Source organism: Rossellomorea aquimaris TF-12, from assembly GCF_001648555.1.
Lineage (GTDB): Bacteria > Bacillota > Bacilli > Bacillales > Bacillaceae_B > Rossellomorea > Rossellomorea aquimaris.
Genome location: NZ_LQXM01000026.1, coordinates 22940 through 41045, shown reverse-complemented (window position 1 = coordinate 41045; position 18106 = coordinate 22940). Strand labels below are relative to the sequence as shown.

The 18106-nt window shown below is 39.0% G+C and carries 19 protein-coding genes; 1 reads left to right on the top strand and 18 read right to left on the bottom strand.

The features are described from left to right. Positions 1–2 precede the first annotated feature (2 nt). From dctP to IQI_RS08120, 16 genes are all read right to left on the bottom strand, one after another. On the bottom strand, positions 3–1034 hold the full coding sequence (gene dctP, locus IQI_RS08200) for a TRAP transporter substrate-binding protein (RefSeq protein WP_231893402.1): 1032 nt from the start codon (positions 1032–1034) through the stop codon (positions 3–5). A 53-nt stretch (positions 1035–1087) separates the two neighbouring features. Further along, on the bottom strand, positions 1088–1624 hold the full coding sequence (locus IQI_RS08195) for an FAD synthetase family protein (RefSeq protein ID WP_064092167.1): 537 nt from the start codon (positions 1622–1624) through the stop codon (positions 1088–1090). Between the two features lie 18 nt (positions 1625–1642). Then, on the bottom strand, positions 1643–1837 hold the full coding sequence (locus IQI_RS08190) for a tautomerase family protein (RefSeq protein WP_064092166.1): 195 nt from the start codon (positions 1835–1837) through the stop codon (positions 1643–1645). 2 nt (positions 1838–1839) lie between these two features. Further along, a complete protein-coding gene (locus IQI_RS08185) occupies positions 1840–2640 on the bottom strand; it encodes a 2-keto-4-pentenoate hydratase (protein WP_064092165.1) in 801 nt (266 codons plus the stop codon). Beyond that, complete coding sequence (gene dmpG, locus IQI_RS08180) at positions 2640–3671, bottom strand: 4-hydroxy-2-oxovalerate aldolase (protein WP_231893401.1); 1032 nt, start codon at positions 3669–3671, stop codon at positions 2640–2642. The genes IQI_RS08185 and dmpG overlap by 1 nt, the downstream gene beginning before the upstream one ends. Before the next feature lie 39 nt (positions 3672–3710). Beyond that, on the bottom strand, positions 3711–4586 hold the full coding sequence (locus IQI_RS08175; RefSeq protein ID WP_064092163.1) for an acetaldehyde dehydrogenase (acetylating): 876 nt from the start codon (positions 4584–4586) through the stop codon (positions 3711–3713). Between the two features lie 18 nt (positions 4587–4604). Next, on the bottom strand, positions 4605–5402 hold the full coding sequence (locus IQI_RS08170; protein WP_408007182.1) for a 2-keto-4-pentenoate hydratase: 798 nt from the start codon (positions 5400–5402) through the stop codon (positions 4605–4607). 554 nt (positions 5403–5956) lie between these two features. Further along, the gene (locus IQI_RS08165; RefSeq protein WP_064092162.1) at positions 5957–7432 is read right to left on the bottom strand and encodes an aldehyde dehydrogenase; all 1476 of its coding nucleotides are present in this window, start codon (positions 7430–7432) and stop codon (positions 5957–5959) included. Positions 7433–7504: 72 nt separating this feature from the next. Next, positions 7505–7984 carry a RidA family protein gene (locus IQI_RS08160; RefSeq protein WP_064092161.1) on the bottom strand — a complete coding sequence of 160 codons (480 nt, stop codon included), beginning with the start codon at positions 7982–7984 and terminating at the stop codon, positions 7505–7507. Next, the gene (locus IQI_RS08155; protein ID WP_064092160.1) at positions 7932–8987 is read right to left on the bottom strand and encodes an amidohydrolase family protein; all 1056 of its coding nucleotides are present in this window, start codon (positions 8985–8987) and stop codon (positions 7932–7934) included. Before IQI_RS08155 ends, IQI_RS08160 begins: the two co-directional genes overlap by 53 nt. Next, positions 8978–9529 carry a 3-hydroxyanthranilate 3,4-dioxygenase gene (locus tag IQI_RS08150; RefSeq protein ID WP_064092159.1) on the bottom strand — a complete coding sequence of 184 codons (552 nt, stop codon included), beginning with the start codon at positions 9527–9529 and terminating at the stop codon, positions 8978–8980. Before IQI_RS08150 ends, IQI_RS08155 begins: the two co-directional genes overlap by 10 nt. 27 nt (positions 9530–9556) lie before the next feature. After that, positions 9557–10309 carry an IclR family transcriptional regulator gene (locus IQI_RS08145; RefSeq protein ID WP_064092158.1) on the bottom strand — a complete coding sequence of 251 codons (753 nt, stop codon included), beginning with the start codon at positions 10307–10309 and terminating at the stop codon, positions 9557–9559. A gap of 105 nt (positions 10310–10414) precedes the next feature. Next, a complete protein-coding gene (locus IQI_RS08140; RefSeq protein WP_064092157.1) occupies positions 10415–11893 on the bottom strand; it encodes a 4-hydroxyphenylacetate 3-hydroxylase family protein in 1479 nt (492 codons plus the stop codon). 18 nt (positions 11894–11911) lie between these two features. Further along, the gene (locus IQI_RS08135) at positions 11912–12394 is read right to left on the bottom strand and encodes a flavin reductase family protein (protein ID WP_064092156.1); all 483 of its coding nucleotides are present in this window, start codon (positions 12392–12394) and stop codon (positions 11912–11914) included. A 441-nt stretch (positions 12395–12835) separates the two neighbouring features. Continuing rightward, positions 12836–13822: a lipoate--protein ligase gene (locus tag IQI_RS08125; protein ID WP_064092154.1), complete on the bottom strand. Its 987-nt coding sequence runs from the start codon at positions 13820–13822 to the stop codon at positions 12836–12838. 11 nt (positions 13823–13833) lie between these two features. Beyond that, positions 13834–14568 carry an MBL fold metallo-hydrolase gene (locus IQI_RS08120; protein ID WP_064092153.1) on the bottom strand — a complete coding sequence of 245 codons (735 nt, stop codon included), beginning with the start codon at positions 14566–14568 and terminating at the stop codon, positions 13834–13836. A gap of 204 nt (positions 14569–14772) precedes the next feature. On the opposite strand from IQI_RS08120, the gene yhfH reads away from it, so the two are divergent. Then, on the top strand, positions 14773–14907 hold the full coding sequence (yhfH, locus tag IQI_RS20270) for a protein YhfH (protein ID WP_079533738.1): 135 nt from the start codon (positions 14773–14775) through the stop codon (positions 14905–14907). 48 nt (positions 14908–14955) lie between these two features. Here the strand turns inward: yhfH and IQI_RS08115 are convergent, their stop codons facing one another. Then, positions 14956–15699, bottom strand: a complete 744-nt coding sequence (locus tag IQI_RS08115) for a FixH family protein (RefSeq protein WP_064092395.1) — start codon at positions 15697–15699, stop codon at positions 14956–14958. 145 nt (positions 15700–15844) lie between these two features. Then, entirely contained in the window at positions 15845–18043 is a 2199-nt protein-coding gene (locus tag IQI_RS08110; RefSeq protein ID WP_064092152.1) for a YhgE/Pip domain-containing protein, read from the bottom strand. Between the last annotated feature and the right edge of the window lie 63 nt (positions 18044–18106).

Genomic DNA, 18106 nt, shown 5'->3' with positions numbered 1-18106 from the left:
TATTACTTTCGGAAGGTATCAATAAACTCTTGAATAAGTGGATCAGTAGGACCATATTTTTCATCAAACTTATTCATTTGTTCGCTAAATACATCAGCATCCAATTCATAAATGGTCATTCCTTCGTCCTTTAGCGTTTGTCTAAACTCTTCTTCTTGTCCTGCTCTTGTTGTAGCTGCGAAGTCTGCTGCTGCTGCCATGGATTCACGAATGATTTTTTGATCTTCTTCAGACATACCTTCAAATGTCTTTTTATTCATCATCGCAACGGCTGGCCAAACCATATGATTAGTGACAGCCCCGTATTTCACTACTTCATGATACTTGTTTGTAATCGCAGCATCTAAGTCCATATCCATTCCATCAATAACACCCGTTTGAACGGCTGAATAAACTTCAGGAAGTGGAAGCCCCTCGGTAGAAGCACCTGAGAATTGGTAAAAATCCTGCATTGGAGGACTTGGAGTTACACGTAATTTTAACCCTTCCATATCTGAAGGACCCTTCACTTCTTTATCTTTAAACAACATTACCCGTTGCCCGGCGAATAAATAGTCAAGACCTACCAATCCTTGTTTATCGATGGTATCAAGAATCTTTTTAGCCACTTCAGAATCTCTTGCATCATTTGCTGCATTTAAATCCTCAAAAGCGTAAGGGGTAAACCAGGCTGCGAAGGAAGGTTCTCTTGAACTCATATAAGCCGCAGTTATTAAACCGAAGTCAACAGATCCCGCAGCAATTTGTTCTACCATATCGGCTTCTGTTCCTAATTGACTTGAAGGGTAAATTTCTAATTTCATGCGACCTTCTGATCTTTTTTCAAGCTCTTCTTTGAATTTTTCTGCCCCTTTGTGCCACATATGAGTTGGTGGTGTAATATGAGCCAACTTAAAGTTATACGTTTTTTCTGAGTCTCCTTCTGTTCCACTACTGGTCTTGGTTTCTCCAGATCCACAAGCAACTAGAACACCAATTACAAGGACCAAGCTTAAGAATGATAAACCCCACTTTTTCATTGTTTTCAATTTCATTTCCCCCTTATCATTAGTAAAACTCTTCAATTTTAGAAGGTTGTTAGCCTTCCTTACATTTGAAAATGCAAGCCTAATAAATTACTAGCTTCGAAATCTTTGCCCTGCTCCACAAGCTCTCTTATTCTAGTTGAGGAAATCACTACACCCTCCTCACAACAGACAGGTTCCAATGTAGTGACCTTGAATAGCTTCTTCAGTGTATCAACATTTCCTTCTCGACCATTTCCAAACCTAAATTCATTACCTACAAAAATCTCCATAGGTTTGAAGTTTCTCAGAGTTTGAATGAACTGAGCTGAAGTTTGTTTTAGGAATTCTTCGTTGAAGTTGGCAACTTTAATGTAATCAACACCAAGAGCCTCTATACGAACAAGCTTTTCTTCTAAGGTTGTTAGCATTTTCACTCCGTTAAAATAGGCTCTTGGAGGCGGGTCAAACGTATACACTAAACAGGGAATTCCTTTTTTCCTACTTTCATTAACAGCGTAAGTTATCACCGACTGATGTCCTTTGTGTACACCATCAAATGCACCGATTGTAACGATGGATTGGGGCCATTCAAATGACTGACTATGAAGTCTTTCCACCAAAGCACCTCCTATTTATTAACGATCCAATATATGTTCTTTAGGCGCACCACCGACACCCCAATTCTCTTTTGGAACCTCGTGAATTAAAACCCGTACTTGTTCAGGACTGGTTCCTAAGCATTCGCATATAGAATGAGTAATCGTTTCCATAAGCCTTTGTTTTACTTCTGCACTTCTTCCTTCAATGATATGAAGATGAGTGATAGGCACTCTTACTCATCCTTTCCGTTACTTGCATTAAAGCTAATCGAACCCAGGGGACCAAATTCAACTTTTACGGTATCTCCGTCATAAATATTAATGGCTTCCGTCATTCCTCCTGTTAAAACGACCATCCCTGCTTCGATTCCCAAACCGTCTCTATCCAACATTTCTGCTAATTTGATAATCGATTTTACCGGGTGTCCTAAGACTGCTGATCCTAAGCCGGATTGAACCTTTTCTCCGTTCCGATACATAGAAACTTCTAAGCTATCCATTGGTGAGTGAAAAGGGGAGAAAGCTTGATTACTAAGAATAAATCGGGAAGAAGAGGCATTATCTGCTACAACGTCAACAAGTGTAAAAGAAAAATTCTTATAACGACTATCAATTACTTCAACTGCCGGCATAATAAACTCAGTAGCACTCCATACATCTCGAGGAGTCAAATTCTTTCCCTTTAAGTCTTTTTTCATGACAAATGCAACTTCCGGTTCAACCCTTGGATGGATCAATCCTTTTAAAGAAAGAGTATTCCCCTTCACTTCCATTGAATTTGTCAGTCTTCCATAAATCGGTTCGTTTACTCCAACCGATTTTTGTTTTGCAATACTCGTCAAGCCCATTTTCCATCCGATTTTATTATCTTCGCGCTTCTTGGCACATTGCTCCCATAGTTCCTGAATTTCATAGGCATCCCTTACGCTCAAGTTTGGATAAGCAATCGTAAGCTTATCCATTTCAATCCCTTTCGTTTGGTGAAAATCAATATTTTCAGCTATTTGCTTTAGGCTTTGAGTTTTTGTCTCCATTATTTAACCCCTTTCAACACTGATGTAGCTCTGTTCGATAATTCATAAGCAACATCAATAATCATGTCTTCTTGTCCTCCAACGACACCTCTTTTACCTAATTCAACTAAGATGTCTCTTGAATCGACATTAAATTTATCAGCCGCTCTTTGGGCATGGAGCAAAAAGCTTGAATACACTCCAGCATACCCAAGAATTAAACTTCCTCTTGTGATTTCCTGTGGCTTCTCTAAAATGGGGGCCACAATCTCTTCTGCCAAATCCATCATTTTATATGGATCGATACAAGTGGATATGTTCATACGATCAAGAATGGAAACAAGCACTTCCGTTTGAGTATTACCAGCACCTGCCCCCAGGCATCTGACGCTGCCATCAACTCTAGTCGCTCCTTCTTCAATGGCCACAAGTGTATTAGCCATAGCTAATGAAAGATTATTATGGGCATGAAATCCCACATGGGATTGTAGATTCTGTTTTAAAGCTCTCACTCTTTCCCTTACTTCATGTGGGAGCAGTGCTCCAGCTGAATCCACAATATAAATGGTATCAGCACCGTAGCTTTCCATTAATTTTGCTTGCTGTACTAACTTTTCTACCGGAGCCATATGAGCCATCATTAAGAAACCCACTGTTTCCATTCCTAATTCTTTTGCTTTTTGAATGTGTTGTTTTGATACATCTGCTTCTGTTACATGGGTGGCTATTCTGGCCAGCCTTGCCCCTGCATCTTCAGCTAACATTAACTCTGCAACTGTGCCTATTCCGGGTATAAGCAGGACTCCGATTCTAGCTTGTGTACATACAGAAACAGCTGCTGATATTAAGTCGAATTCATTGGTTTTAGAGAGTCCGTATTGTAGAGACGATCCTCCGAGCCCATCTCCATGCGAAACTTCAATATAGGGAACGCCCGCATTATCCAATGCTTTCGCCACAGCCTCTACTTGCTCGACTGTATAATTGTGACCAATAGCATGGCTGCCATCCCTTAAAGCTACCTCAGTGATAGTAACATCCGGATGTTTCACCCTCATTCTCCTTTCTCTTAATGAATACCATCAGTATTCCTATGCTTGCTGTGCTATTGAATGTTTTGCCATTTCTTCTCCTACTTTTAGAGCTGAAGCAGTCATAATATCCAAATTACCAGCATAGCTTGGCAGGTAGTCTCCAGAACCCTCCACCTCAACAAAAACTGTCACCTTATTGTCTTCAATAATAGGGTCAGTCCGCAGACGATATCCTGGAACATATTCCTTCACTTTACTAACCATTTTCTTTATAGATTGAGTAATTGCTTCTTTGTCGACTTTTCCATTAACAAGACAATAAATAGTATCCCTCATTAAAATGGGTGGTTCAGCCGGATTGAGAATGATAATAGCCTTACCTCTTTTAGCTCCACCGATCACTTCAAGCCCTTTTGCTGTTGTCACGGTGAATTCGTCTATGTTGGCCCGTGTACCTGGTCCGGCACTTCTACTAGAAATAGTGGCTACTATTTCTGCGTATTCTACTTGGGCTACTTGATTTACACTGTGAACAATAGGTATGGTTGCCTGCCCTCCACAAGTAATCATATTTACATTAAGTTCTTGCAAGTGCTCGCTTAAATTTACTGGAGGAACAACAAAAGGTCCTATGGCAGCAGGAGTAAGATCAATCATTTTTTTCCCAAGCTTTTTTACAATTTCAGAATGATTAATATGTGCTTTTGCAGAAGTTGCATCATAAAGAATATCAGCTAAATCTGGATTTTCTATAAATCCTTCTATCCCATTAGAAATCGTATGAAGGCCATGTTCCTTAGCCATCTTTAATCCCTCTGAATTTGGGTCAATTCCAATCATTGTGGTTAAGTCTAAAACCTCAGAATGAAGCATTTTTTTCATTAAATCGGTTCCTATATTCCCTGAACCAATAATAGCAGCTTTCATTTTCATTCATGCATCCTCCCTTCCTTACCTTGCAAACGTGCAGGAAACTTTCCCAAACCAATCGAAATCAGCTGAAAATTCATCTCCGGGATGGGCAAATACGGCTGCTGATAAGGCTCCTGATAAAATGACTTCACCAGGCTCAAGAGACAGATCATAGTCAGCCAGTTTATTAGCTAACCAAGCTACACAATAGGCAGGGTCGCCAAGTGCAGCAGATCCCTTTCCAGTATTCATCAACTCTCCATTTCGAAATAGCTTCACCTGAACTTCTTTTAAGTTCACTTCATTAATTGATACTGGATGATCACCTAAGACAAACAAACCAGAGGACGCGTTATCTGCAATCGTATCTTGTAATTTGATCTTCCAATCGAGTATTCTACTATCCACAATTTCTAAGGCGGGTAACACGTAATCTGTCGCCTCTAATACGTCTTCTACTGTTACATCAGGTCCTTTTAATTCTTTTTTTAAAACAAAGGCGATTTCACCCTCTACCCTTGGTTGAAGGACTTGATTTCCTTTAACAGCTCCATTATTTTCTACTGCCATTCCATCAAGAAGATGTCCGTAATCTGGCTCATCAACCCCGAGTAGCTCCTGCATAGCAATGGATGTTAACCCTATTTTTTTCCCTATGATGGTTGCACCATTTTCAACTTTTTGGGTGATGGTTTCCAATTGAACATGGTAAGCTTCCTGAATAGAGATTGAGGGCTTCAATTCAGTTATTGGTTTCACTCCATGTTTCTTTTTTTCTGCTTCCATTAAATGACTTGAAAGACTCTTAATCTCTTTCGTCATGGTAGGTTCAAACATTACTTAACCCTCCTTTTTATAATTGGCTGTTTTCGTAAACTTTGTGGCTATTGAATAGATAAAGCGAGTAGAAGTTGATTTCCGCTCCAGGTGCTCGCTTTCCTTGGGGCGTGAGTTGAGCCTCCTCGGGCTTTGCCTTGTGGGGTCTCAACTTTCTCGCTATTCCCACAGGAGTCGAGCACCTTCCGCTCCAATCAACTTTCAAAGGCTGAGTTTCTGATACAGACTGATATAAATACCATATATGCTTGAAAAACAGCATTTTATAATATGTGTAGTGGTCAATATAACTTGTATTATAGAATGACAGCTTCTTTCGATTTACTTTTTGTCACAATAAAGCTCTGTCACTTAAACCTCTTATAGATGGTGAGGGGAACTGCGTAGACTTCTGCGGAAGTATGGGCGTGACGAGACCCCGGAAGCGAAGCTGAGGAGGCTCGGCCGAACATCCTCGGAAAGCGAAGTAGTTCCCCTCACCATCCAGCACACATTGGTTGACAGAGCCATTTAACAGACTCATGTATAAAACAACAATCTTTGAGAAAAGAGCTTTATAACTTGATGGTGATATTTGATAGTTCACTATAAAACTCAAAGCTGTGCATTCCACCTTCTCTACCAATCCCACTTTGCTTCATCCCTCCAAAAGGAGTGCGGAGATCACGTAAGTACCAGGTGTTAACCCAAATAATTCCTGCTTCTATTTGGTGAGCGACTCGATGTGCCTTTCGTAAATCATTCGTCCAAATGGTTGTTCCTAATCCGTAATGTGTATCATTTGCTTGTTCGATTACTTCCTCCTCAGTGTCAAAAGGAAGTACAGTCACAACAGGGCCAAAAATTTCTTCTCGGACACATTTAGCATTTCGATCAAGTCCCACGACAATCGTAGGCATGATGAAATATCCTTTATCTTCAGCTGTTTGTCTCTCCCCTCCAGTCAGTACAGTTCCTCCTTCATCTCTTGCTGACTGTATGTAACCTAACACTCGATCATAGTGTTCTTTACTGATTACTGCTCCAACATTTGTATCACTATTAAAGGGATTTCCCACTTTAAGTTCTCTCGTTTTTGCGGTGAATTTTTCTATGAAATTTTCGTAAACAGGGCTTTCCACATAAATTCGCGAACCACATAAACAAACTTCACCTTGATTCATAAAACTTGATTTCAATGTGGTCTCGATCACTTCATCTAAATCGGAATCCGCAAAGATAATATTAGGGTTTTTCCCGCCTAGCTCGTATGATAATTTCTTTAAGGTAGGAGCAGCAGCTTTCATGATCGCTGTTCCTGTTTTTGTTTCACCAGTAAACGTAACGGCATCTACGTCAGGGTGTTCCGTAATGGCAGCTCCAGCTGAACCTGGCCCAAATCCATGTACTAGATTGACTACTCCGTCTGGAACTCCTGCATCTTTACATATTTCTGCCAGCACTGTCGCAGTCATTGGAGTCCATTCTGCCGGCTTCATTACTGCAGTATTTCCAGCAGCAAGACATGGAGCCATTTTCCAAGTAAGGAGTAACAATGGTAGATTCCATGGGTTAATCATCCCTACCACTCCAACTGGGCGACGAATGGAATAATGTAGAGCTTGTTGATCTTGTTGATAAGCTTCCGTACCCATCGACGTTAAGTAATCTGCAAAAAAATGAAAATTATAAGCTGCTCTTGGGATATCGATTTCAAGTGACATTTGATACGGCTTTCCTGTATCCATCGATTCTAGAACAGCTAGCTCTTCTTTTCGTTCAAGAATTAAATCACCAATTCTTCTTAAAACAGCGGAACGTTGACTGGAAGTAAACGTTTTCCATGGGCCAACTAAAGCTTTCTTTGCTGCTTTTACCGCCGCATCCACTTCCCTTTTTCCACCTTCGGCAACTGTTCCTAAAATTTCTTCTGTTGCTGGGTTCATATTGTTAAAGGTTTTCAAATCGTATGAATCTCTATATTCACCATTAATGAAGTGCCTACAATCGATTGGTCTGACTTTTTGGTTAGACTTCTCTTTTAATTGCAATGAAAGAACCTCCTATTCACAGTCACTAGTTGTTATTTTGAAAAAAGGTGACAGAATCGCCACCTTTTTTTGTTACTCTACTTTAGTTAATGGATCTTCTAGTTCAACGATCATCTCTATTTCTATGGCTGTTCCTCCAGGTAATTGAGCCATCCCTACGGCTGAGCGAGCATGTCGACCCCTATCTCCAAACACTTCTACCAGTAAATCAGAGGCACCATTCATTACTTTCGGCTGATCAATAAAATCTTCTGTGGAGTTAACAAAACCTAAGATTTTAACAATCCTCTTAATTCGGCTAAGCTCCCCAACTTCAGCCTTAAGAACATTTAATAAATTCACCATGGATTGACGAGCGGCAAGGTAGCCTTCCTCGACATCTAAGTCCCTACCAAGCTTTCCATGGAATTCATCTACACCTTGACCTGAAGTGAAAATTAAATTCCCTACGCGAACTCTGCTCACGTAGTTTCCTACCGCTGGGCGAACAGGTGAAAGGTTAAGTCCCAGATTTTGAAGTTTCTCCTCTGGCGTCATTAGTTTTGGTTCCATCAGATCTAAACTCCTTTATATTTAAGAATCTCAAAGCATTTTCACCAAGTATCATTCGCTTTTGTACAGAGGTTAAGTCAGCCATTCCGTCTATTACCTTACCTGGTGGAATCTCTCTTAATAAGAAAGGATAATCCGAACCCATCAATACTTTTTCATGGCCAAATCGATCGATTAAATAATTTACATTTAATGAATCATAGTTTAATGAATCAAAGTAAAAGTTTTTCACATAGTAGCTAGGTGGGTGAGTTGTTAACCGCAATTGTGGCCATACCTTCCATCCTTGATCTAATCTTGGGAGAATGTAAGGAAATGAGCCTCCACCATGTGCAAAACAAACCTTTAAATTTGGAAATTTCTCTATTACTCCACTCCACACAAGACTGGCAGCAGCAAGAGCTGTTTCACTCGGCATTCCGATTGTGTACATGAAATTATGACGAGGTGTTCTGTCTCTCGCCAGCGTTTCCCATGGATGAATAAATAATGGAACATTCCATTTTTCAGCCATCTCAAAAAACGGTAGAAAATCAGGTGCGTCTAAATTTTCGCCATTCACATTCGTTCCAATCTCAATTCCATATAAGTTCAACTCATGGATACAACGATCCATCTCTTTAATGGCCGTTTCTGCATCCTGCATAGGAACAGTGCCTAAACCTACAAAACGGGCAGGATATTCTTGGACGGTTTTAGAGATAAAGTCATTTTGAATCTTTGCCATTTCAAGGGCAGCATCCTTTTCAGCCCAGTAAGAAAATGTCACGGGAATAGGTGAAAGCACTTGAATATCGACACCTTCTCGATCCATGTCTTGAATTCTCTTTTGAGGACTCCAGACTTGATCCGTGACCTCTCTAAATACCTTACCTTCCACCATAATATTGGCACCACACGCACATGTTTGATGAAGAACTGGCCACTTCCCTCCATATTTTTCAGCAAAATCCGGTAATTCTTTTGGAATTATGTGTGTATGAAAATCTACTCTCATTTCCATTCCTCTGCTTCTGGAGGCATTTTATAACCACAATTTTCACATATACGCAAATCTTCACTAGAATTAAAATGCTCTATCGCTTCTTTCACTTGTGTTTCAATATTTGTAAGTTGAACAGTAGCTTTGTGCATTTCATGGTCACATTTATCACAGAACCAAACAAAGCTTTCTAATTCACCCTGATTTCTTTTTCTTTCAAGTACAATTCCATAGGAATCTGCCACTCTATGTGGGGAGTGAGGTACATTTGCCGGCAGCATGAATATTTCCCCTTCGCCTACTGTCACTACTTCACGCTTACCTTCTTCATTAATACATTCAACATAGGCATTTCCTTTAACTTGATAAAAAAATTCATCTGAGGGATCCACATGAAAATCTCGGCGTTTATTCGGCCCACCAAGTAGCATTGCAATAAACTCAGAGTCTTCCCAAAGCACTTTATTGTTTACTGGTGGCTTTAGTAAGTCTTTGTTATCTTCTATTGTTTTAAATAAATCTAGTACTCTCGTTTTTAAAAATGATTTTGATTGAGTAGTCATATTACATCCTCCTAAAATTTAATATCCTTACAACACACTGCTAATATATCCAATGTCCTTAGAGATATTTTCTGCTGTACTTACGACACTTCTGATCATTTCATTTCGATTTCTTCCGTCCATATATGAAATAGGCCCCACCATATTTAGCGCCGCAATGGTTTGACCATTGTAGGAACGAATAGGGGCTGCTATTCCGTAAAGGCCAAGTTCATTTTCATTATTGCTAATGGCATACCCTTGGATCTTTATTTGTTTTAGCTCTTCCTTTAATTTTGATACGCATGTAATGGTATTAGGTGCACGTTGTAATAGACCTTTGGCAATCGTAGGTTTAATTAATGAAGGGTTATTGGCCAATAAAACCTTCCCTGTACTCGTACAGTAGGCAGGTTTAGTGGCTCCAACATAAGTGGGAATAGGCAAAGATGTTTTGGATTTTACTTTTAAGACAAATCGAACTTCTCCTGAATCAAACATTCCAATATGAACTGTACCTTGAAATTTTCGAATTAACCCTTCACAAAAAGGCGTTGCTTCACTGTAGATATCCTGTTGATACATAACATGGTTACTCCATTCTAAGAGCTTCCATCCTAACCGGTATTTTTTTCGACTGTCCTGTATTAACATTCCCTCTTCACATAATGAACGGACTAAGTGATGCACTGTACTCGCATTCATCCCAAGCTTTTCGGCAATTTCATTATTTCCTAATGCAGGCTCTTCATTGGTGAAACAGTTCAGAATTTTGGAAATTTTCTTTACAGAAGAAATCAATTCCTTATCCCCCTCATCCTACGATTGATTACCAGTACCACATTAAGGATTTGACAATTATTGTTACAATCCCTTCTTTTCAACTAATAAATAAAGCGCTTTCATTTAAGGGGTAGGTTGTTGCTCTAAGTCTTTTGAGCCCTTTAATGCTTCATCAACCATGTCAAAAGAATGCTGTTTCTTAAACCCTGCATAAAATCGCCCAAGCCTTCTTAATGGATCCCCAGAATAATAACGTTCATATTGAAGTAACCTTTGACCAAAGGCTTCTCCACATAGATCCCATGCAAGTTTAAACAACTGAACACGCTCTTGTGATGAAATCCCTTTCCGTCCTACATAGTACTTTTCAGCATCTCCACGAAGTTCAGGATTTTCAAAATCGGCAAAGGTCGGGGACATTAATAGTCCGCCAGCTCCAACTGTTTGCATCACTTCAATGGCACGAGGATATAACTTAGGCAGCATTCCACGTATCGTTTCAAGTGGTGTGCCCGCCGGTCTTACCTCTCCTAAATCAGTGGTTTCGTATTCATATTCTGCTACTCTCAATAGAGCTCTTATGGCTTCAACTGACTGCATTAATTCTCCCAACTGGGTTTGAACGTTTAAATAACCGTCAACCCCAATGGAATCTGCAACTCTAGCAGCTACCTCAGAAGCGAATTGCAGCTTCACCAAGCCTCTAACACCTGATTGGTGTGCCGGCTGTTGTCCAATTCCCGTTTTAGGGTATAAAAGATTAGCGGCTTCAATATTTTGATTAATAAAAATTCGTTCACTCGGAACAAATACATCATTGAAGACCAATAAGGCATCCATTTCTTCATATCTCGAAGCGAGTGGATGATCTAATACTGATCGTTTCCCATCTTGCATCGGTTCTCTACATATAATCCGTAATCCTGGGGTATCTATTGGAAGAGCAAATGCAATGGCATGTTTCTCATCACCCGGTTGAAAACCCGGGAAGGAGTATATAATGACTTCATCTGTAATCGGTGCAAGAGTCGCCAGCATTTTCGCTCCACGAACGATAAAGCCATCAGGTCTTTCTTCTACAACTCCTAAGTGGGTGAATTCATCTTGCTGCTCATGAGAGGATTTGCTACGGTCATTCTGAGGATTAATAATAGCATGGGTTAAAAATAAGTCATTCGTTCTAATATAATCATAGTAATTCACCATGTTCTTAGACCACTCTGGATTGTATTGATCCAGGAACCACGTATTGCTTGCCATGGCTGTTATGGTTACATTTAAAAAATCTGGAGTTCTACCCATTAAACCAAAAGTAGCTCTTGCCCAAACTTCAAAAAGTTTACTTCTTGCTTTTAAATCTTCATATGATTTTGGGACTTTAAAAGCATGGGAGAATCTTTCACCTGTTTCTTCACATATGTAGGTGATATCTTCTTTGTACTTAGGATCATTTTGAATGTCATAGAGTTTCGCGATTTCATGAATAGGCTGACGGAATACTTCTTCGTCATAAACATTCTCTACTTTTTTCCCACCTAACCAAACCTCTGGCTTACGGTCCTTCAAACCCGATATATACTGTGCTCCATTACGAATTGCCATTTATTCTCCCCCTTAATCCTACTTTTTCACATAATTATCAATGGAGTTGGTTTCTAAAAACTTTCCTTGAAAAAATACTAAACTATTACCTTCTTCATAATGGTAATCTTCTACTTCACCAATAAATAAAACATGATCTCCCCCATCGTATTCTTTCCAAGGCTTACAATTTAATGTGGCTAGAGACCCCTTAATCATCGGTCCACATTCTGAGTCTTTCCATTCAATTTGAAGACCTTGCTGTTCCTTTCCGGCAAACTGCCAGGCAACTGCTTCTTGACCAGCTGCTAAAATATTAATTACGAATGGTTTTCCTTTCATTCTTTCTTTCGCCCTGGCTTTTTTATCAATAGATACCAGTACTAGTGGAGGATCTAAAGAAACTGAAGTAAAAGAATTAACGGTAATACCATGATTTTGATTATTTTCACCTTTCCATGAAACGACTGTTACTCCCGTGGCAAATTTCCCAAAACAGTTTCGCAAATCACGTATATCCATTTTCTTAAATGCCACCTCCTTATTTCTTAATCTGACCTCTATACTAAACCTTTCTAACTAAAAAAACTCACAATAATTTCATAATGTGAAATTATTGTGAGAATTTTTTAAAAAATCTAATTTTTATTTAATTTTCTTTTTTTTATTAGGTTATTTTCGTAAAAAATGATGTTTTCAACAAAAGCCTGCTAGGCTCTGTCAATTAGTATGTACTTAGATGGTGAGGGGAACTATTCCGCTTGCAGCTAGCGTTCGACCGAGCCTCCAAAGTTCCCCTCACCACCTTTAAAAGATTTATCGTGACAGAGCTAAAAAGGTGCAAAAGAATAACAGAAAACAAATTTCTCTTCCTTAAAAGGAAATCAACTACTATTTTCTTTTCTAAGGTAGGAGAGAAATTTTACAAAAAAATCCTTTTTTAAAATAAAGTTCCTGATTTTATTAATACACCAAATCCACAAATTCTTCCTTCGTAACATTTCCAAAGTAGTGTTGAATATCAACACTTTCAAGTGCCTGGGCAATTTCATTACGTTCATAGCGTGTGCCCGTCAGCTTTTCTTCTATATCCTCTACATTCCCAACCCCAAAGAAATCACCGTAGATTTTACAGTTTTCAATAAGTCCTTTGTTTACCTCTAATCGAACGTCAATTTGGCCGACAGGAAAGCGGTGAGAATGCTGCAAGTTAAACTTAGGTGACTTTCCGTAATTCCAGTTCCAGTTTCCATAGCGTTCTATTGAAAGGTCATGAATATTCTTCCAGTCTTCTTCTGTTAAAACATATTCTTCAACGTCACTCCCATCAAAGATATATTCTAAAAGTGTTGAGCGAAACGTTTCTATGGTCATCCCTTCTGTTAAGAATTCAGAGATATTGGCTACTCGACTACGGATGGATTTGATTCCTTTTGATTCAATTTTATCTTTTTTCACATTTAGAGCTGATACGACGTTTTCCATTTCAGAATCAAATAATAGAGTTCCGTGGCTAAACATGCGCCCTTTTGTTGAAAACTGAGCGTTCCCGGAAATCTTTCTGCCTTCTGCAATGATATCATTTCGTCCGCTTAGTTCAGCTTTTACTCCCAGCTTGTGAAGAGCCGTTACCACAGGCTCTGTGAATTTCTTAAAGTTATGGAAGCTCTCTCCATCATCTTTTGTGATAAAGCTAAAATTCAGATTCCCTAAATCATGATACACAGCTCCCCCACCAGAAAGACGACGAACGACATGAAGACCTTGCTTCTCTACGTAATCTGTATTTATCTCTTCAACAGTATTTTGATTTTTACCAATAATAATGGATGGCTCATTAATATAAAACAGCAAATAACTTTCATTAATATCTAAATTTTTCAGAGCATATTCTTCAATAGCTAAATTAATTTTTGGATCCGTAATTCCTTTATTATCAATAAATAGCATTGTTCATCCTCCTAAATAATTAGTTCCATATCTTTTTGTGCTAATAAGACCTCGCCTTTATATAGACTCTTTGCTTCAGTAACCAGTTGCTCTAAGTCTCCAAAATGGGGCAGATGAGTCAGGATTAATCTTTTAACATTAGTCTTCATTGCAAGTTTCCCTGCATCTAAACTCGTCATATGTCCGGCATTTGAAGCATCCATTTCCCCGTAAAAGTTACATTCACATAAAAGTAGGTCAGCATCTTTTCCAAATGAAACAAATGATTCCAGGTAGGCTGTATCTGCTGTATAAAAGATGGATTTCCCGTCTGCTTCAATTCTCATTCCAAAACAAGGAACAGGGTGCTTAGTCTTTATAAATGTAACAGTGAATGGACCAATCGATAATGTTGATTGGCTGTTATACTCGTTTGCTTTCATTAATTCTTTATATGTAAGAGAATGAAATCCATTTTTATCCTCTGCATGGGCATAGACAGGCAATGTTCCATTATTCTTCCCGAGAAAATACTGAATTAAGAGGGCGTGTTGTAGTACACCTATATCTGCTACATGGTCAGGATGATAATGAGATAGTAGGAGGGCATCCAAATCTGTTGCCTCCACATGATTTTGCAGATTAGATAATACTCCACTCCCACAATCAAGTAGCAGTTTAAAGCCATTATGTTCAAGTAAATAGCCAGAACTTGCTTCTCCTGCCTTAGGGTAGCCTCCCCATTGTCCAATGACAGTAAGTTTCATATTGAACTTGAACCTCCCCAGTACAATATTTGATTATCATTCTTACTATACTTCATTGTGCCTATTTTTTCATTTTTTTCGCCTATTTTTAAATAAATCATTGACGAACTCCACACTGTTATAATACAATAAAATAAATTAACACATCAGTTATATAACACAAACAATTGATGGGTGAAAACAAATTTACGGAGGGTGATAAACATGGTTAAAAATATTGTGGAGTTCTTTCGAAATTTGCCGCCTAAGTCTTGTGCCCAGTGTGGAGATACAATTGAAGAGCAGCATGAATGCTACGGCATTTATTGTGAAAAATGTACGACTGATTATGAATATTAAGGGGTAATAAAAAGGATGCTCTTGACGTCAAGAGCATCCTTTTTATTGTTATTGAACTTTCACTATTTTCATTGTGTGTTCGTGAATTTCTTCTCCTTTGGTTACATGAACCTGTACATTGTAGGTACCCTTTTCAGGGAAAGCATACGAACCATTATACTTACCGGCATCACCAGCTGTTAGATCTACCCATTCATGCTTCTCTTGACCTTCTTTGTAAATCTCAAAACGGACTTCAGCATCTTCTAAAGACTTTTCTTTGCTTTCTACAAGCACCATCATTTCAGCATCTTCTTTTGCAATGATAGTATCAGGTTTCATTAAGTGAATAGAAACATGGTCTCCGTGATGGTGATCGTCGCCACTTTCTTCATGTTCCCTTGCTTCAACATCACCGATTGCAATTTCAGCTTTTGGCATTGTATGCATATCACGAGCTGTTACATGAACTTGTACTGTGTACATTCCATCTTCTTCAAAGGCTTTTTCAGCCTTGTATACTCCATCTTTCTCATGCTTCGCTTCAATCATTTCACTTTCTTCTTTTTTACCGTTTTTCCATATCTCGTATTTTACTTCTTCTGCATCATCTACATTCTCGTCACCTTGAGTGACCTTTGTAGATAGAGAAACGGTTTCACCTTTTTTCGCTTTTTGAGGAAGCTCCAGGTTCGCATCAACCTGAACCATTTTTTTATCTTCATCTGTTGAGTTTTCTCCATTTGAATTTCCGCATGCTGCTAAAAATAACGACAATACACCTAATAACATCAAAATGCCTAACTTCTTCATATGATACTCTCCTTTAAGTACAAACATTAGTTCATCACCCATTATGAACATCTCACAAATTAGTATACCATCCTCATGCATACGTAAGGTTTGTCCATTTTATGAAAGAAAGCGGGAGGTGCCATGGCACCTCCCGCCTTCTTACTTATGCTTCAACAGTTCTTGTATATTGTTTCTTAAATAGTCCTACGAAATATATAGCTGTTAGTGTTATGAACACTAGGAAGTAGCCAAGTAGGATGAAAAGGTTTTGCCACATAAAAGCAAAGTCACCACTTGAGATAACCGCTTTAAATCCTGCTACTGAATACGTCATCGGTAACAGTGCACTAATTGGTTGTAGTGCTGTGGGTATTAATTCTAATGGGAAAGTTCCCGCGCTTGTTGTTAGTTGTAGGATTAATATGATAATCGCTACGAAGCGACCTGGATCTCCCAGGATTGTAACAAGCATTTGAATTAACGCAAGGAATGTAAGGCTCGTAATAATAGTTGAAAGCAAGAATAAAGGTACACTTTCCACTTCAAGACCTAATCCTAGCAGTAAAATTCCTGCTGCAATCAGTGATTGAATAATTCCTACAGTTGTAAGAACAGTGAATTTACCTAGGAACCAACTCATTCCACTTGATGGACGATTAGCTGGTTCTTTCAATGGATAAACAATTGAGATTAATAGCGCCCCGACAAATAATCCTAGGGATAAGAAGTAAGGAGCAAAACCTGTTCCATAGTTTGGAACATGATTGATTTTCTCATTCTTCACATCCACTGGAGCTGCCATCATGTTATACGTATCGTCATTTGGATTGACACTATTAGCTTCTTTAGCAGCGTCTTTTAACTTCGACTCATATTCCGTTGTTCCATCAGAAAGTTTCGTAGAGCCTTCTGCCAATTCTGATGAACCATCAGCAAGCTTTCTAGATCCGTCTGTTAATTGAGTTGAACCATCATATACTCTGTTAAGTCCTGAACTCAAATCACTTGCTCCTGAAGCAACACTTACTGTCCCTTGATACACCTCGTCAAGCTTACCATTAAGCAGGCCGAAATTTTTCACGATTTCCTTTTGGCCAGCTTGCAGTTGATTGGAGCCTTGGTCCAGCTGGGCAGAACCATCTACTAATTGTCCTACTCCACCTTGAAGTTTCTTCTGACCTTCGTTTAATGCTCCAATTCCACCCGCGAGAGAATCAGCACCATTTTGCAGCTCAGATGCTCCAGCACTTAATGCTCCAGTTCCTGCTTGTAGATTAGTTGCTCCTTGTTTAATCTGATCAATTGCTGCTTGTAATTGAGCTTTTTTCTCCTCGGGGAGACTTCCCATGAATGGAGCTAATTCTTTTTCCAGATCTTCAGCTCCTGATCCGATAGCTTGAGCACCTGCCTTGGCATTATCTGCTCCACCTTGCAAGCTACCCAGTTTATCCGCTAAATTTTGTGAACCCGCATATAATTTAGCTGTATTGGTGACTGCACTGTCTAAGCCAACTTCTACCTCTTCTAAACCTGCTTTACTTTGGTCAATTCCTGCTGCAAGAGAGTCAATTCCTGATTGAACATCTTGCGTTCCTTTGTAAAGCTGTTGAGTCTTTCCTGTCATGATCCCAACACCGTCAGATAGCTCTTTAGAACCTTTAGCCAGTTTTTCAGCACCAGCACGAGTTTTGGCAACACCATCATTCATCTCAACATTTTTTTCAGCTAACACGGCTAAATTATCTTTTAGCTTTTTGGCACCTTGAGATAAGTCAATGGCTCCATTATTAATTTCTCCGGCTTTGTCACTCGCCGTTTGGAATCCATCTCCCATTTTCTGAATCTTATCAAACATCGTTTCAGCATATGTTTCAGATACAGATTTAGAAAGGCCAGCTTTGATTTCTTTCATTGCTGTATCTCCAATTTGAGCGGACAAGAAGTTAAAACTTTCATTGGGTACATATTTTAGAGAAAGCTTTTGAGGGGTTTCCTCTAACAATGTTGTACCGTTTTCAGAGAAATCCTCTGGAATTTCAACGAGCATGTAATATTCTTGATTCTTTAAATTCTTGTATCCTTCTTCTTTATCTACGAAGTGAAAGTCAAATTGATTACTATCCTTCAATTTTTCCACGAGATCAGATCCGATTTCCAATTCCTCTCCATCAAATTCTGCCCCCTGATCACTATTTACAACGGCTACCGGCAAGTCCTTAAGTTGTTCGTAAGGATCCCAAAACGCCCACAGAAACATACCACTGTATAGAACAGGAATGAATAAAACAGCTAAAATCGGGATGAGTAGCTTCTTATTTCGAAAAATTCCTTTAAACTCTGAACCAATAAATGATTTCTTCATGTTTTTCCTCCTTTTATTTTCACTTGCATTAGAGCGGTGAATAAGGTCATGAAATAAATGACT